17 protein-coding genes are annotated in these 15,109 nt (G+C 46.6%); 6 read left to right on the forward strand and 11 right to left on the reverse strand.

Annotated features, from left to right (window positions below):
- The first annotated feature begins 106 nt into the window (after positions 1-106).
- Both EL84_RS10430 and EL84_RS10435 read left to right on the forward strand, forming a co-directional pair.
- A complete protein-coding gene (locus tag EL84_RS10430; RefSeq protein ID WP_047841684.1) occupies positions 107-1,027 on the forward strand; it encodes an ABC transporter permease in 921 nt (306 codons plus the stop codon).
- 12 nt (positions 1,028-1,039) lie between these two features.
- Positions 1,040-1,918, forward strand: coding sequence for a carbohydrate ABC transporter permease (locus tag EL84_RS10435; RefSeq protein WP_047841631.1), 879 nt, complete (start codon positions 1,040-1,042; stop codon positions 1,916-1,918).
- Between the two features lie 45 nt (positions 1,919-1,963).
- Here the strand turns inward: EL84_RS10435 and EL84_RS10440 are convergent, their stop codons facing one another.
- The 6 genes from EL84_RS10440 to EL84_RS10460 form a co-directional block, all read right to left on the reverse strand.
- Complete coding sequence (locus EL84_RS10440) at positions 1,964-2,155, reverse strand: aspartyl-phosphate phosphatase Spo0E family protein (protein ID WP_036606805.1); 192 nt, start codon at positions 2,153-2,155, stop codon at positions 1,964-1,966.
- A 248-nt stretch (positions 2,156-2,403) separates the two neighbouring features.
- Positions 2,404-3,426 (reverse strand): hypothetical protein, encoded by a 1,023-nt coding sequence (locus tag EL84_RS10445; RefSeq protein ID WP_161799415.1) that lies wholly within the window; start codon positions 3,424-3,426, stop codon positions 2,404-2,406.
- Between the two features lie 24 nt (positions 3,427-3,450).
- Complete coding sequence (locus EL84_RS10450; RefSeq protein ID WP_235431518.1) at positions 3,451-4,449, reverse strand: C39 family peptidase; 999 nt, start codon at positions 4,447-4,449, stop codon at positions 3,451-3,453.
- Between the two features lie 28 nt (positions 4,450-4,477).
- Positions 4,478-5,398, reverse strand: coding sequence for a helix-turn-helix transcriptional regulator (locus tag EL84_RS10455; RefSeq protein ID WP_047841633.1), 921 nt, complete (start codon positions 5,396-5,398; stop codon positions 4,478-4,480).
- Between the two features lie 83 nt (positions 5,399-5,481).
- A complete protein-coding gene (locus EL84_RS32515; RefSeq protein ID WP_074096524.1) occupies positions 5,482-5,670 on the reverse strand; it encodes a hypothetical protein in 189 nt (62 codons plus the stop codon).
- Positions 5,671-5,812: 142 nt separating this feature from the next.
- Positions 5,813-6,136: an ArsR/SmtB family transcription factor gene (locus tag EL84_RS10460; protein WP_047841634.1), complete on the reverse strand. Its 324-nt coding sequence runs from the start codon at positions 6,134-6,136 to the stop codon at positions 5,813-5,815.
- Positions 6,137-6,341: 205 nt separating this feature from the next.
- On the opposite strand from EL84_RS10460, the gene EL84_RS10465 reads away from it, so the two are divergent.
- Entirely contained in the window at positions 6,342-7,721 is a 1,380-nt protein-coding gene (locus EL84_RS10465; RefSeq protein WP_047841635.1) for an MFS transporter, read from the forward strand.
- Between the two features lie 200 nt (positions 7,722-7,921).
- Here the strand turns inward: EL84_RS10465 and EL84_RS10470 are convergent, their stop codons facing one another.
- The 3 genes from EL84_RS10470 to EL84_RS10480 all read right to left on the reverse strand — a co-directional run bounded on the left by EL84_RS10470 (position 7,922) and on the right by EL84_RS10480 (position 9,938).
- Positions 7,922-8,371, reverse strand: a complete 450-nt coding sequence (locus EL84_RS10470) for a nuclear transport factor 2 family protein (RefSeq protein WP_047841636.1) — start codon at positions 8,369-8,371, stop codon at positions 7,922-7,924.
- A 213-nt stretch (positions 8,372-8,584) separates the two neighbouring features.
- Positions 8,585-8,992 carry an RrF2 family transcriptional regulator gene (locus EL84_RS10475; protein WP_017692155.1) on the reverse strand — a complete coding sequence of 136 codons (408 nt, stop codon included), beginning with the start codon at positions 8,990-8,992 and terminating at the stop codon, positions 8,585-8,587.
- A 106-nt stretch (positions 8,993-9,098) separates the two neighbouring features.
- Positions 9,099-9,938, reverse strand: coding sequence for a helix-turn-helix transcriptional regulator (locus EL84_RS10480; RefSeq protein ID WP_036606789.1), 840 nt, complete (start codon positions 9,936-9,938; stop codon positions 9,099-9,101).
- 118 nt (positions 9,939-10,056) lie between these two features.
- Here EL84_RS10480 and EL84_RS10485 point away from each other — a divergent pair, with 118 nt between their 5' ends.
- Positions 10,057-11,061, forward strand: a complete 1,005-nt coding sequence (locus EL84_RS10485; RefSeq protein ID WP_047841637.1) for a Gfo/Idh/MocA family protein — start codon at positions 10,057-10,059, stop codon at positions 11,059-11,061.
- A 20-nt stretch (positions 11,062-11,081) separates the two neighbouring features.
- Positions 11,082-12,029 (forward strand): aldo/keto reductase, encoded by a 948-nt coding sequence (locus tag EL84_RS10490; protein WP_047841638.1) that lies wholly within the window; start codon positions 11,082-11,084, stop codon positions 12,027-12,029.
- 126 nt (positions 12,030-12,155) lie between these two features.
- Here the strand turns inward: EL84_RS10490 and EL84_RS10495 are convergent, their stop codons facing one another.
- Complete coding sequence (locus EL84_RS10495; protein ID WP_036668128.1) at positions 12,156-13,175, reverse strand: Gfo/Idh/MocA family protein; 1,020 nt, start codon at positions 13,173-13,175, stop codon at positions 12,156-12,158.
- A 55-nt stretch (positions 13,176-13,230) separates the two neighbouring features.
- Complete coding sequence (locus EL84_RS10500) at positions 13,231-14,007, reverse strand: sugar phosphate isomerase/epimerase family protein (RefSeq protein ID WP_047841639.1); 777 nt, start codon at positions 14,005-14,007, stop codon at positions 13,231-13,233.
- A gap of 198 nt (positions 14,008-14,205) precedes the next feature.
- Between EL84_RS10500 and EL84_RS10505 the strand changes: the two genes are divergently transcribed.
- Positions 14,206-15,036 (forward strand): helix-turn-helix domain-containing protein, encoded by an 831-nt coding sequence (locus EL84_RS10505; protein ID WP_036668130.1) that lies wholly within the window; start codon positions 14,206-14,208, stop codon positions 15,034-15,036.
- Positions 15,037-15,109: the final 73 nt, after the last annotated feature.

Consider the following 15,109-nt stretch of genomic DNA (forward strand, 5'->3'; position numbering starts at 1 on the left):
CTGCGCAGAGGCTTGCTCGCCTCATGTTGTCAGGGCTGGACGAGATAAAGGAGGGACCCTGATGGCTATGGAACAACCGTTAACAACCAATACGCCGGTGCGAAAAATGACACCCCATCCACGCAAACGTACCCGCTGGAATTTCAAACGCACATGGCCGCTGCATCTAATGCTGTTGCCTGCTGTACTGCTCACATTACTGTTCGCCTATGTGCCCATGGGCGGCATTATTATTGCTTTTCAAGATTTCAAACCGTGGCTGGGATTCACTGGCTCCAAATGGGTGGGCTGGGACAATTTCCGGTTCATGTTCGAATATCCCGACAGCGTTCAGGTCATCTGGAACACGGTACTGATTGCTTCAATGAAAATAGTGGCCGGACTTGTGGCCCCCGTGGTGTTTGCCATTTTGCTGAATGAGGTCCGGAACTCTACGTTCAAACGTTTCTCACAGACCTTGGTGTATCTGCCCCATTTCCTGTCCTGGGTTGTCCTTGGTGGAATTCTGCTCGACATGTTATCACCGGAAGGTGGGCTGGTAAACCAGATGTTAGCAGCGGTTGGAGTTGAACCGATCTTTTTTCTGGGAGATGGCGACTGGTTCCGTGTAACGGTAGTTGTCAGTGATGTGTGGAAGGAATTTGGATTCGGTACGATTGTATTTCTGGCAGCACTTGCGGGTATTAACCCGGCATTGTATGAGGCTTCGGAGGTGGATGGGGCAACACGACTCAGACAGACACTGCACATTACCCTGCCTGCACTCGTGCCGATGATTATCGTGGTAGGTACGTTATCACTGGGCAACATCCTGAATGCAGGTTTTGACCAGATCTTTAACCTGTACAATCCGCTGGTATATGAGAAAGGCGATATTATCGATACCTTTGTCTACCGGATGGGAATTCTGAATGGCAAAATGAGCTTTGCGACCGCTGTTGGACTATTCAAATCATTTGTCGCGATGTTCCTGGTCATCTCTGCGTACCGGATGGCGTACAAAATCGCCAATTACCGTATTTTCTGAGGAGGAATCAAGGTGTATCACAAAACAACCGGTTACCGTATATTCAATGGTTTTAACCTGATATTCATCGCGGCCGTTTCGATCCTGTGCATCCTGCCGCTGGTCCATATTCTGGCGGTTTCCTTCAGTGGTAAAGCGGCAGCATCCGCCAATCTGGTGACACTGTGGCCGATTGATTTTACCGTGGACGCCTATACCAAAACATTTGGTAACAGTAACTTTCTCAGTGCACTCTGGATTTCAGTCCAACGTACGGTACTAGGTACACTGCTCAGTATGACACTTGTCTTCCTGACGGCTTATCCGTTATCCAAGGAGAGTCTGCACTTTAAAGGACGTTCATTATATGCGTGGTTTTTCATCTTCACGATGCTGTTTAGCGGGGGATTGATTCCGTCCTATATTTTGATCCAGAAGCTTGGACTGATGAATACGATGTGGGCTCTCATTTTGCCGGGAGCGGTGGCTGTCTGGAACCTGATTCTCATGATGAACTTTTTCCGCAACGTGCCAAAAGAGCTGGAAGAAGCCGCATTTATCGATGGAGCCAACCATATCACAACCCTGTTCAAAATCTATCTGCCTGTTTCCATGCCCGCCATTGCCACGATCTCCTTATTCACCATGGTAGGTCAATGGAATTCCTGGTTTGACGGTTTGATCTATATGAATGATGCTTCCAAATATCCACTCGCCACGTTAATGCAGACCATAATTGTACAGCAAGATTTCTCCAACATGAACGTGGATGCAACGCAGCTCCAGAACATGTCTCAACGTACGGTGAACGCAGCTCAGATCTTTATTGGCGCTCTGCCGATCCTGCTCGTATATCCGTTCTTGCAGCGTTTCTTCGTAAAGGGGATTGTGCTCGGGGCGGTAAAAGAGTAAGGCAAACACACGGAATCCACTCTTGGAATTCTTTGTTCAGAAAGATCATGATTTCAGTTGATTCGAGATCGTTCTCCCGCGAGTTGCATTGTTATATTCATTAATTAACTCATCCAGCACCATGGATTGGCGAATAACCTCCGGATGCCATAGTTCCGGGTATTGAGCTGCAATCTGGTAGAGCCTTTGCCGTGCATGTTCGATACATTCCTGAATGGTTTCCGGATTATGTACCATACTCCCGCCCCCTGTTGTCCTTGAATATCATCATCCAAAAAAGACCATCTAATATAATATTCGGAACAAGAGGGGATTTGGATTACCCCAAAATTAAAATTTTGGTTATTTTTTCTTGTGAAAGTTATGATTAGCGTGGATCACATGAGTTAATGTGCATATATGTTCAATACAAATAAACCGGATCGGCTGCGGCCTGTCCGGTTTTATTCCTGCTGAGTTTTTCAATTTTCTCTATCATGCTCCATTTATCTTAATCCAACATCCTTAAAACGATTGCCTATCGTCTCTGGAAAGGCACGTTTAATGGCATCAATGGCACGTTGTTCCGTAGCCCCTGCCTTCCCTATAAGCTTAATTACCCTTTGCACACATTCCGGTTCACTGGAATCCCAAGAGATGGGGTTGTCTATTTCCTCAACGATCATTGTATACAGGTTTGCGAGTAGCTCATACTCGTCTATAACATGGTCCATTAGAATGGACAGATGCTTAAGTCCTGCAACATAAGAGGCAATATCCAATCTTGATTTGGCATAATAGCGAAGTACAGTTGCCGCTTGTTCAGCGTCATATGTTCCTGACTGCAAAGCAGCAGCAATAGCGGCATACGCAGCCGCCCCACAGGCATAATCTTGGGGCGGCAGCATATAGTCATGAGTTTCCCATTTGTACACGGCCTGGATTAACGATTCCTTGCAGACTTCCCATAAATCGATAGATGCACAGGCTTCCAGAATCTGATAATACCAGTAGGGTGTACTGTTCCTCCCAAACGAATCATAGGGCAGACGAATGATTTCATCACCTTGACTTTCACAGATGAATAAGACCCGTTCCACATCATCATATCCAGTAACAATGACAAATTGATCGTGCCAGAGAATCGCACCTACGCCCCGGTCAATGGAAGCTTTGATATCCAGCAGAGCCTGCTTCTGATAGAGCGGGAAAGTCGATTCAAATGAAAATCCACCATGTTGTCCCGTTGTCACACCAATGAAGTCTGCTGCGACAAAGTTCTCTGCCATCCAATTGTATGCGGAGATTGACTCTGACGTCAGACGCCGATCCACCACTAATCGGAATGCACTTGCTGTCATACCTGCAATCATGTGGTGTGGGAAAACCGTCCACTGTTTATGTAATAAAATGCGATACAACGCATCTGTATATGCGCTCACACCGCTCCATGATCTATATTCATCAGCAAAACTCACAGCTTGCGGGGATTGAATCCAGTCCTGCAATACTACTTTTGTCGCCATCATCCTTCACTCCCTTCCCCTCTCATCCTATCGTGCTGAATGTGCTCCCCACCGTGTTATAGTGGACCTTTTACGGTCAGGATACTTCCTGGATATCACTCGAAAATAATCAATAGCCTGCTCTTCCAATGCTTTCGCCTTCACGAGTACCTGTGCTAGATTTTCTGTCGTATCTGATCGCAAGACACGTCTATTTTCCTGCTGAACTATATATCCTTTCATTTGGTCAATTAACGTCCCAAGCTGTTCATAACATGCACAAGCCTGGTCCAGTTCGTTCCATATCCCTCGAACACCCTGCAAATACATCCTTATTTCGGTTCGCGAATGGCAGAAGGACTCCAAAATATAACCTGCACCGGATTCATCGAAATCCCCACTCCACAGGGCCTCCACCCACACATCATATGCCTTTTTACCTGAAGCAATATTCTGATCAGGTAACAGACGATAGGGAATATCCCAATCCTCAATTGCCAGTCGCAGGGATTCCAGCAGCATCTGTTGTTCAGGGATGCGGACCTGATCACCAAACACCTGACAATACCAAAATCCGGTAAAATTTAAGCCGAAATTGTCATACAACAAAATCTGCGGTTCCTTGCTCCATCCGTCTTGCACATAAAAGATGCGGTCACTGTCATCATATCCATGAATAACACCGAACTCAGGAATCCAGTAAATCACACCAGTGCCTTCATCAATACTCCGTCTCACCCAATTCACTGCATCCTGCTGATAATAACCAAACGTGGAATGACGTGTACGTCCCCCATCCCAGATCGTGAATATCCCCAGGTTATCAATTCCCGAACGATGTGCTTCCCCCCATTGCCCATACGCTGTAACCGACATGGGAAGTAGTCTGCGATGTACCGACAGCTTGAAAGCCATGCCCGTATATCCGGCAAGTACAACCTTGGAACCTTGAAACTGGCTCGTATGGGTGAGTATCGCATGCAGACTATCCACGTACGATTTGGACTCCCGCTTCATGATGAGGTTATCTAAAATATTCTCAGCCAAGGACGGATATTCTCCTCTCTATGCTGCTTTATTCCACGTTTTGCTTACGTTGTATCGCTAGCCTGTCAATTAATTCTTCTGCGCTTTGCTGAAGCTTGCGTCTAAGCCAGCCAGGAGACAAAAGTTCCTCCCATTCGCTAACAAACAAATGCTGTAAGAAAGCATCCGTGTCATAAAATTCAATTGAATAAATCTGATCGTGCCTAGCCTGGATACGATACCCTTGCCATAGGTCCATTTGCTGCAATTCCTTCAAGCGAATCTCAGCTACAAACGGTTTACGTACAGGCAGTGGTTCTTCCCATCCACCTAGGAGGGCATCTGACCTGTACTCAAATCTCTCATCCAAGATCGATACATGAACAATGCCCTCCAAGCGAATCGCCACTTGCTGCACAGGATCTGCTTCATAACCCACCACGTAATCGGCGTTAAACTGGGATATCATCTTTAATGGACACAAGGAAAACTGCCGTTCTCCATCATGATCCCTGTAATGAATATGTACTCTGCGCAAGTCGGTTATGGCGTGGGACAACAATTCAAAGAATTGTAGCTGCTTCGGTTGCGCCGAAAATACTGGGAGCTCACTACTTCCCATCTCTTGTTCCTCCAACGTAAAACGCTCCAGCAAATGCGCTACACGTTTCACCGCGTCCGATTGATCATAATCGTAATGCCGGTAACGATGCGCCAGATATTTCAGCACACGCTGCTCTTCTTCGGTCATATACAAATGGGGCAATCGAAAATTCTGATCCTCATAACAATAGCCCCGATATTTTGCCATATACACCAAAGGGGCTCGCAAGGAACTTGCCATATATTCAATATCACGCTGAGCCTGACGACGGGAGATTTCAAATTCACGGGCAAGCCAGCTGCTATTCGGAAAACGTCCACCCCGAATCTGTTCGTCAAACCAGTGAATCCGATGCATGTTACTCATCTTCCCGCCCCCATCTCATCCATTCATAATATATTCGATTATATCAAAAGACATGGCCCGTTCCGAAGAACAGGCCAGTTATGTTATACATGTGCCTTATCCACTCTGGATTGCACGGCTTTGAAACATTTCTTGCATACTTTCAGACTTGTACCGTCTGTTTTTGTTTGCGTATACAACAATTTAATTCGGGTACTGCTACACACCGGGCATGTTCCCCGGCCTCTGGAAGGAAGACTCCACAAGACGCGTCCTCTTTTAGTTTTTGCCAATGGTTGTGAACCTCTTTTCGATATGGTTTGTGTGTTCACCGTTATTATATAGGGCATGGTACGACACAGAATGTCGCATCAGTATTAGAAGTATTTCAAAAAATAAAAATGTCCCCTCTTCGACCTGAAGAAAGGACAACATTTAGGAAAGATCTGTGCTCGTCTGAGCTGCGGCCTGCAATAACGGTTGCAGGAGTCCCGGAAAGCGCGTTTCCAGATCATCGGATCGCAGGGTGAGAAAATGCTGTGTGCCCTGCACTCTGACCCGAATAACTCCGGCTTCCCGCAGGGTGCGAATGTGGTGCGACATCGTTGACTTCACAACAGGTGCATGAAAATGACTGCATGGCTGCTCCCCGCTTCTCGCTGCTTCCGCAACAATCCCAAGACGGGTCGGGTCGCTTAACGCATACAATACGGAAGAAAGTTCAATATCTGACACCTGTGGATGATGCAAAATTTTCATACTGTAGTCCCCTTTTCTCAGACTATCCATTGTATTTTAACACAGATCCATGATATATTTCTAATGTTCGACACCAATCGAACTTTAATGATTTCGTTATGTAACCCCTGCTGTTAGGCACGGGATTGACATCATATTACATTTTGCAAATGTTACACACCGTTTCTGAAATGTTGCGAAATACACATCACTTTAGGAGGTTTTTATGAACAACACCGCAACCGCATCATCAGGGGAACGGACCGGAATACAGGAAGGATTAATTGTAAGCTTGCTTGGCTTCACCGTTGTACTCGTTGTGATGAATACAATGATGTTTAATCTGGCCCTGCCCAAAATTGCAGCCGAATTTATGCTTACATCCGTCGCTTCTTCATGGATTGTTACAGGGTATTCCATTGTATTTGCCATTTCCTCGATTACGTTCTCACGTCTATCGGATTTCATACCTATTCGCACATTATTCACGACCGGGCTTACGTTACTTGGTGCGGCATCCGTTCTCGGGTTCTTCAGTAATCATTTCATCATTTTGCTCATTGCACGTCTGATCCAGGCTGCGGGTGCTGCATCGGTTCCGGGGCTTGCCATTGTGCTGATTACCCGGTACATTCCACATGATCGCCGGGGTAAATCGATGGCTGTCATCATGTCCGCGAGTTCACTGGGGCTTGGACTTGGTCCCGTCATCGGCGGAAGTATTACTCAGTTTCTGGGATGGCATGATCTGTTTATCGTTACGGGATTAACGTTATTCTTGATTCCTGTATTCTTCAAACTGCTCCCGCGGGAAACACCGCAAAAAGGTTCATTTGACCTGCTGGGTGCCGTGCTTCTTGCCATTGGTACTACGGGTGTGCTGTTATTCCTGACTTCCCGTCAGTGGTACACGCTTGTTATCGGTGCTGCGGCACTGCTTCTGTTCTGGCTCCGAATTCGGCGCGCGGCAGATCCATTTGTTCAACCTGCTTTGTTTAAAGACAAAAAATATATGATGCTCAGCTCGCTGGGGATTGTATCGTACATTAATAACTTCTCAACGTTGTTCCTGTTACCTCAAATTTTGGCGCATCTGTATGGACTGACACCTGCTCAATCCGGACTTGTCATCTTCCCCGGTGCAGTCGTGTCTATGCTGCTGTCCAACCGGATCGGCCGCATGATTGACCGACACGGCAATACGTTGCTATTGAAATTTGCACCATGGCTGCTACTGGCAGCTGCCGGGCTATTCGCCTTATTTGCAGACAATAACATCTATGCCATTATGGCTGTCTATGTCCTGCTCAGCGTTGGCTTCTCTTCCCTGACCACCAGCGTGTCCAATGAATTGTCAGGCAATCTGACCATGGATCAGGTGGGCGCAGGTATGGGGCTGTTCCAACTCAGTCAGTTCTTCAGCGGTGCTTTCAGTGTTGCTGTTACCGGCGTAGCATTAACGGCGATGCAAAACATGCCACTGTCCTCAGCGTATACCAATATTTTCTGGGGCATGACTGTGGTCGCACTGGCATCCGTTATTTTCTCTCAGGTGTATCTGAGAATGCAGTCACGGAAAGTCACGAAAACAAGTCATCAGATCTAACATATAACTAACCAAAAGAAGTCAGCAAGGGACCCTCGGGTTCTGAACCTGGCTTTTTTTCTACCTATTTTCTATGCATGATGCATGTGTCAGCTGCCCTCTTCCACTAACACAAAAAAGCCCCAAGGATGCGTTCATCACGCTCCTCGGGGCTATTATTTATGGTTGACCAACTTCTCTATTCTTCTACACTGAGTATACTATTCAAACAGGTCCAAACGAAGACGTTTCAGACTTGTATGTTTGATGTACCACTGGCCGTCGATTTTGACAAAAGTTTCGTGGTAGTGCCCAAATCCGTGGAAGGATTTGTTCTCATTGCCCTCGGGGAACGTGACCCAATCTTCCATTGGGGAGATGACCTTTGCTTCGTTCTCAGATACAAATTCAACTTCGGCGCTATGAACATGATGTACGGTTACGGCAACATCCACCAGATCATGGAATACTTGTACGATCGTATCACGGCCTGTTAATACCGGAATTGGATTGCCTTCAGTGCTGAAATCGGCCACTGCATCCGGAGCAAACACATCACCCAAGGTATCCCACTGCTTCGTATCAATATAGCGGCAATAACGCGCCTTGGTATTCCGAATGTTTTCAAGCGCGAGCAATTGTTCCAGTCCTGTGATCGTTGATTGGCTCATGTGTTGTCCCTCCAGAGATGTAATATGTGATGTAAGATTAGGATCATGTATGTATGCATACTATACCTTCCTTATTGTACCATTCGCCTTCTATTAGGTACAACGATACAAAAAAATCTTTCCTTACCTCTCACGAGGTTGGGGAAAGATCTGGATATACCTATGTGGCAGACGAGTTAACATCGTCGATTGAAACTTCACTTCTAGTGCAAGTTACAAGGAATGTGCACCCTTCATCTGGGAAGCCAGTTCTGACATTTTTTTATTGTTCAAAAAACTTTCCATCTCTTCTTCCGCCTGCACCATCACCTGCTGGATCAAACAGCCTGCGTTATGATTCTGGGAACATTCGAACAGGGACGCCTGACCTTCAATCGCATGAATGATCTCCAGGAAAGAAGGATCCGGATTTTTACGACTAAGCCGGTAGCCACCATTGGCGCCAGAAGTTGATTCGATCATGCCCGCCTTAACCAATTTGGTCAATATTTTGGACAGATAGGTTGGGGATACCTTCTGCAATTCTGCAAGTTGGTGTACACTAACCAGCTGTTCGGGGGCAGTACTTACAAGATGAAGCATCGTATGCAAAGCATAATTTGTCGCTTTTGAATATTTCATGAGGGCACCTCATTATACACGGATTTAATTTATCCATAATAGACTTGATTGAGCTCTGTGTCAAACCACTATACCTCAAGCACTGGCAACATCGAAAGGATACGGGTTAATTGTGATACAATCCGCGGTAATCCGTAGGTGTCATCCCCTCATGGGCCATGAACTGGCGGTTAAAATAACTGGCATTGGGATACCCCGCTTCCTCCGCGATTTGTCCAATGTTGGCCGTAGGCCGTTCGAGTAACCATTGCTTCGCCATCTGTAGTCGTGAACGAGTGATAAACTCCATGGGCGTCATCTCCACAGCACTCTTGAACATTTTGCAAAAGTAATACGAACTCACACCTGCGAGATCCGCCCAGTCCTGCAACAGGAAAGGTTGACAGGCCTCCTGCTGCATCTGTGGAAGAAGTGCAAGAACCCGATTCTCCGCCTTACTTGTGGTACGTGTGCTCTTTAAAGGTACTGCATGCTGCACGAACTCGGCAAGTACGGCATAGGTCAGTGTGGATAGCTGAGCTGGACGCAACATGGTGTTCTGTTCCGCTTCAGTGAGCAAGGCCAGATGAGCCTCTTCCCAAGAGCTGCGTTGCCGCAGTGTCCACAATAGATTGCGATGTAACCCCCGCTCGATCATATAATCATGCAGACGTTCACCGTAAAAATGAACCCATCGTACATCCCATGGATCATCTTCACTACTATAATAATGTTGCCGCTGCTGCGGGAAATAGAGAAACGCCTGACCTGCGCGAAGCTCATGTACCACCCCGTCCACTTCCACATATCCCTTGCCCGAAGCGACGTAGTGAATATTAAAATTGTTCAGTGCGCCGGCCTCACGCAACACGGCATGCTGGACGTGGTCCATATAATGTCCAACGGACTCGGGATAACAAAAATATGGAATATCCTGCAGGGTAAGCAATACGGTTTGTCTCATCATAGCCGGTTCTCCTTGATCAACAATATTGTGTTAACTAACTTCAATATATTATCATTTTAATTCATTGATCTATTCTTTATAATCACAATATACATTCATAAACGGGAGGATACAACACATGAATTCAGTTCAAAAATTGCGTTGGGGCATTCTTGGTAGCGCTAGCATTGCTGTGGAATCCGTCATTCCAGGCCTGCAACAATCCGAGTTAAATGAAGTAACCGCGATTGCCAGTCGAGACGAAGATAAAGCCAAACAGACGGCCGAGAAACTTGGGATCGACAAGGCTTATGGCAGTTATGAAGCTTTGCTCGCTGATGATTCCATCGATGCCGTATATATCCCACTGCCGAATCATCTTCATCGAGAATGGACGATCCGGGCTGCTGAAGCAGGCAAACATATTTTGTGCGAGAAACCACTGGCTCTGACAGAACAGGAAGCTCAGGAGATGGTTCAAGCTTGTGAAGATGCAGGTGTGCATCTGGCTGAAGCATTCATGTACCGCCATCACCCACGATATGAGCAGATTCGGGATATCATTGCCAGCGGTGAGATTGGTGAGATTCGTGGTATGCACAGCACATTTTCATTTAATAACTCCAATGCATCCGGCAATGTCCGCTTTCGGCGGGATTGGGGCGGAGGTGCACTGTATGATATCGGATGTTATTCCATCAGCGTAGCACGCCTGCTGCTTGGTCAAGAACCAAGTGCAGCCACTGTTATTGGCATGTTCTCCCCAGAGCATGATCAGGTCGATATGATGGCTTCCGGACTGCTGGAATTCGATAATCACGTTGGCGTGACGTTTGACAGCAGCATGTGGGCAGCCTTCCGCAATACGCTGGAAGTATTGGGATCCGACGGTATTATTGAAGTCCCTTCGGCATTTATCAGCGGACAGGACCGCAGTTCCAACTTCTATGTAACGGCTGGTGGTGAACGCAGAGAGATTGAAGTCCCGCAAGTGAACCACTACTCTCTACAGGGAGATGATATGGCACGTGCTGTACTTCAGGGCAAGGATCTGCGCTTCGCCCCTTCCGATGCGGTAGCTAATATGAAAGTACTGGAAGCTTGCCTTCGTTCAGCGGAAGAACGTACACGAATTACACTATAATTGAGAGGATGAACTGACTTATGGAATATATCGAAATTGCTGGTGCAGGTAAACGTGTCTCCAGATTGATTAAAGGAACCGATTATTTCGTGCATAATGCCTACGATAAAGCAGCTACGAACATGGATGCTTTTCTGTCGATTGGCGGTAACACTGTAGATACAGCTCATATCTATTGTGGTGGACAGAGTGAAGAAGTCCTTGGTCGTTACATGAAAGAACGTGGTAACCGCGACCAGATCGTCATTCTCACCAAAGGCGCGCATCATGACCAGAATGGGCCACGTGTGAACGCTGATGCCATCCGCAGTGACTTGATGGAAAGTCTGGAGCGTCTTCAGACAGATCACGTAGAGATGTATGCCTTGCACCGCGATGATCCAAACACCCCTGTGAGTGTTATTCTTGAAGCACTGAACGAACATATTAACTCTGGCAAAATCGGAGCCATCGGTGCTTCCAACTGGACTTGGCAACGTTTAGAAGAAGCCAATGCGTACGCTGCGGCTAATGGCCTGAAGGGCTTCACCTTCAGCAGTCCGAATCTCAGTCTCGCTAAAGCAAACGAGCCTTTCTGGGAAGGCTGTGTGTCAGCAGATGCAGAGACGCTCGCATGGCATGATCAAACCAAGTTGCCATTACTGTCCTGGTCTTCCCAAGCACGTGGTTTCTTCACTGGAAGATTCACACCTGAAGTTCGGGATAACGAAGATCTGGTGCGTGTATTCTACAGTGATGGCAACTGGGAACGGTTGCGTCGGGCTGAACAATTGGCTAATTCGAAGAAAACATCACCCATTCAGATTGCACTCGCTTATGTATTGAATCAGACGTTCCCAACCTGTGCCCTGATCGGTGCCCAGAATCAGGCGGAGCTGCTGTCCTGTGACGAAGGGTCCCGCATCACGCTGACTCCTGCTGAAATCGCATGGTTGGATCTGGGCAGTGATGTACCGGCTGGCATCTAAAGAAAATTAATCATTCATCAACAAATACAGAAGGACTTACCCCAGAGCACATCTCTGAAGGTAAGTCCTTTATATCATAGATTAAGCCATATAGAACGTTAGAAATTGCACTGTCATTCAGTTGGATTACAGTTTAACGATCTGACCTGTTTTCTCGGATTCGAATGCTGCCAAGATCACTTGCAGGGAACGCAAGCCCTCTTCCCCTGAAATCGCTGGAGGTGTTTGAGTGACAATCGACTCTACAAATGCGTCAATTACACCACTCGGCACTTGTTTCTCGTTGGTAGCCATGGCACCAACTTTGTACGTCTCAACTGTACCATTGGTCAGCTCAACGATAACTTCATCGCCTTCCACTGTTCCGATCTTCATAACACCATTCTCACACCACAGCACTGTACTGTTGTCTCCAGCTCTGTATTGTGTCCAGCTCGCTACGAGGGTTCCGATCGCTCCGCTCTTCATACGCAGCAAGCAAGTTGCGTTATCGTCAACTTTAGTGCCTTCCTTGTGCAGTGTGCTGATGAAACCAGCCACTTCAGATACTTCATCATTCAGCAGATAACGGATGAAGTCGGATTTGTGCACGCCCAGATCGCCCATTGCGCCCATAATCGCTTCTTCTTTACGGAAGAACCAGCTTTCAGCTCCGTCCACACTCCATCCTTCCGGACCCGGGTGACCAAACGATGTACGGAAATTCAGGACTTTACCGAGTTTGCCAGATTCGAGAATTTCTTTTGCTTTTACGTGAGGAGGCATCAAACGCTGGTTGTGTCCAACCATCAAATACACGCCATTTTTCTTGGCAGCTTCGATCATTTGCTCGCCTTCTTCAGTGGATACTGCCATTGGTTTCTCAACCAATACATGCTTGCCTGCATTTGCAGCAGCAATCGCCATTGGCGCATGCAGATAGTTTGGTGTACACACACTAACGGCATCCACCGTTTCGTTTGCAAGCAATTCTTCGTAACTGGAATACGCTTTACCGCCGTAAGTCTCGGCCATCTTCTCCGCACGCTCCACAACCGGATCGGCAAAAGCGACAAGTTCTACGTTCTCATTGGCAGCGTACTCTGGAATATGTCTGCGCTCGGCAATGGCTCCACAGCCGAATACAGCAACTTTAATTTTACTCATGTACATAAGTCTCCTTTGACAAATAGATTAGCATTTTTCATGGTTCGATGATCCATTAGAATTGGTTCAGGTAGTTTTCTTTCAACCAGTTGTAGCTGTTGGATACGCTCTCAAGTGGAGGATTCTGACATACGTCTTGTTCCACGATCAGCCATTCCACGCCTGCATTCGTAGCGCCTTCAATAACAGCTGGCAGGTCAACCGAACCTTGTCCCAATTCCAGTGTTTTCATCTGGCCCTGTTCGTCTTTGCTGAAGTCCTTCAGATGAAGCAGCGGCAAGCGACCCGCATATTGTTTAATATACTCGATCGGATTTTGTCCCGCAAATTGTACCCAACATACGTCCATTTCCACTTTTACCGCTTCCGGTGATGTTTGAGCGAACATGGCGTCAAAGGCATTGGCATCGCCAACCTGGCCGTGGAATTCAAAGTCATGGTTATGGTATCCGAAGATCAACCCTTGTTTCGCTGCTTCAGCTCCATATTGTTGTAACTCAGCGAATAGCTTGGTCCAACCTTCTGCATTCTCAGGACGATCTTCTGGCATCAGGTAAGGGCAAATGATATATTGTGCACCAATTGTTTTTAGGTAATCGATTTGTTTTTGCAAGTCTTCGCGCATTGCATGTAGTGAAACGTGGCTGCTGAATCCTTTCAGTCCAAGTTCATCTAGTAGCGCTTTCATTTCCTCAGCTGGAATATCGCCATATCCGGCAAACTCCACACCTTCATATCCAAGGGCCGCTACCTTACGCAACGTACCACGAAAATCTGCTGCAGTTTCATCACGGAGTGTAAACAATTGCAAACCAATATTAAGTTTTTTCATGTAGGATACACCTCTGTTCTCAAATTTGCTTTCATTGCTCTATCTGGTATCATCCTAACGCAAAACAGGCTAGAATGAACATATACAATATAGTCAGAACATGAACTATCTGATCAAATTTTATTTCCATCATTTTGCATCAATTGAATGTAGCCCATTTGAATGCATGCAGGATGTACATATTGGGGGATTTTATCTTTGGATACGTTAGAGACATCTGTACTGATCTGTGACTACTCATACCACTATAAGGCGTTCACTCATAATATGAAGGGCGAGTTGCAAACCTATCTGTTCCGTCTGCAGACCGAAGGCTCGTGCAAAGTGTATGTACAGGATGAAGAATTCAGGATGACTAGCGGGGATTTGCTGCTCTTAAAGCCTGGTGACGACTATCATCTCGTGGTCGATGAACCACATAAGGAAGGACGCTTGTCTAGCGGAGATTATTATCTGTTCTGCGAGGGCAGCTGGATCGAGAACTGGTGGAAACGGCAGCATCGATCTACCGTGAGCCGGATTGGACTTGATGACAAGCTCATCAGCCTGTGGAGAAATATGTTACTTGAGAAACGTCGCGGACCTCTTGAGGAAAATGCGGAGCTAAAGGATGCGTTACTACGCGGATTATGTCTTTATATCGACCGGGCAATTAAAGAAAATATTCAGACCGATCGGGCAGTTTCCTCTGCGCTGAAGTTAAAACGTTTTATTGAGGAGCATGCCACGGTTACGTTCAAGCTTGATGAAGCGGCTCGTTATGCGGGCCTCAGCCTGTCACGTGCAGTTCGTTTATTTAAGGAGCACTACAATCAGACCATGATTCAATATGCGATTGAGATCCGTCTGAATGCGGCGCTGGAACGAATGAAATACAGTGAAATGACACTGGAGCATATTGCCGAATCCTGCGGTTTTGCAAGTTACTCCTATTTCCACCGGGTATTCCGGGCGCACTTCGGTGTATCTCCGGCGGAATATCTCAAATCCAAGCAGCATGAGCCTATCGATGATCTGGAGCATGTATGAGGATGCTATATAAGAAAAACTCACACTTCAGGAAACGATAGATACAAATAACACCTTGGTCAATACACGCATA

The organism is Paenibacillus sp. VT-400, from assembly GCF_001029205.1.
Taxonomy (GTDB): Bacteria; Bacillota; Bacilli; order Paenibacillales; family Paenibacillaceae; genus Paenibacillus; species Paenibacillus amylolyticus.

Excerpts from the sequence above, each read along its gene's own strand:
- EL84_RS10430 (WP_047841684.1), top strand. The coding sequence starts at position 107 with ATGACACCCCATCCACGCAAACGTACCCGCTGGAATTTCAAACGCACA.
- EL84_RS10440 (WP_036606805.1), bottom strand. The coding sequence starts at position 2,155 with ATGGTACATAATCCGGAAACCATTCAGGAATGTATCGAACATGCACGG.
- EL84_RS10445 (WP_161799415.1), bottom strand. The coding sequence starts at position 3,426 with ATGATGGCGACAAAAGTAGTATTGCAGGACTGGATTCAATCCCCGCAA.
- EL84_RS10455 (WP_047841633.1), bottom strand. The coding sequence starts at position 5,398 with ATGAGTAACATGCATCGGATTCACTGGTTTGACGAACAGATTCGGGGT.
- EL84_RS10460 (WP_047841634.1), bottom strand. The coding sequence starts at position 6,136 with ATGAAAATTTTGCATCATCCACAGGTGTCAGATATTGAACTTTCTTCC.
- EL84_RS10465 (WP_047841635.1), top strand. The coding sequence starts at position 6,342 with ATGAACAACACCGCAACCGCATCATCAGGGGAACGGACCGGAATACAG.
- EL84_RS10470 (WP_047841636.1), bottom strand. The coding sequence starts at position 8,371 with ATGAGCCAATCAACGATCACAGGACTGGAACAATTGCTCGCGCTTGAA.
- EL84_RS10475 (WP_017692155.1), bottom strand. The coding sequence starts at position 8,992 with ATGAAATATTCAAAAGCGACAAATTATGCTTTGCATACGATGCTTCAT.
- EL84_RS10480 (WP_036606789.1), bottom strand. The coding sequence starts at position 9,938 with ATGATGAGACAAACCGTATTGCTTACCCTGCAGGATATTCCATATTTT.
- EL84_RS10485 (WP_047841637.1), top strand. The coding sequence starts at position 10,057 with ATGAATTCAGTTCAAAAATTGCGTTGGGGCATTCTTGGTAGCGCTAGC.
- EL84_RS10490 (WP_047841638.1), top strand. The coding sequence starts at position 11,082 with ATGGAATATATCGAAATTGCTGGTGCAGGTAAACGTGTCTCCAGATTG.
- EL84_RS10495 (WP_036668128.1), bottom strand. The coding sequence starts at position 13,175 with ATGAGTAAAATTAAAGTTGCTGTATTCGGCTGTGGAGCCATTGCCGAG.
- EL84_RS10500 (WP_047841639.1), bottom strand. The coding sequence starts at position 14,007 with ATGAAAAAACTTAATATTGGTTTGCAATTGTTTACACTCCGTGATGAA.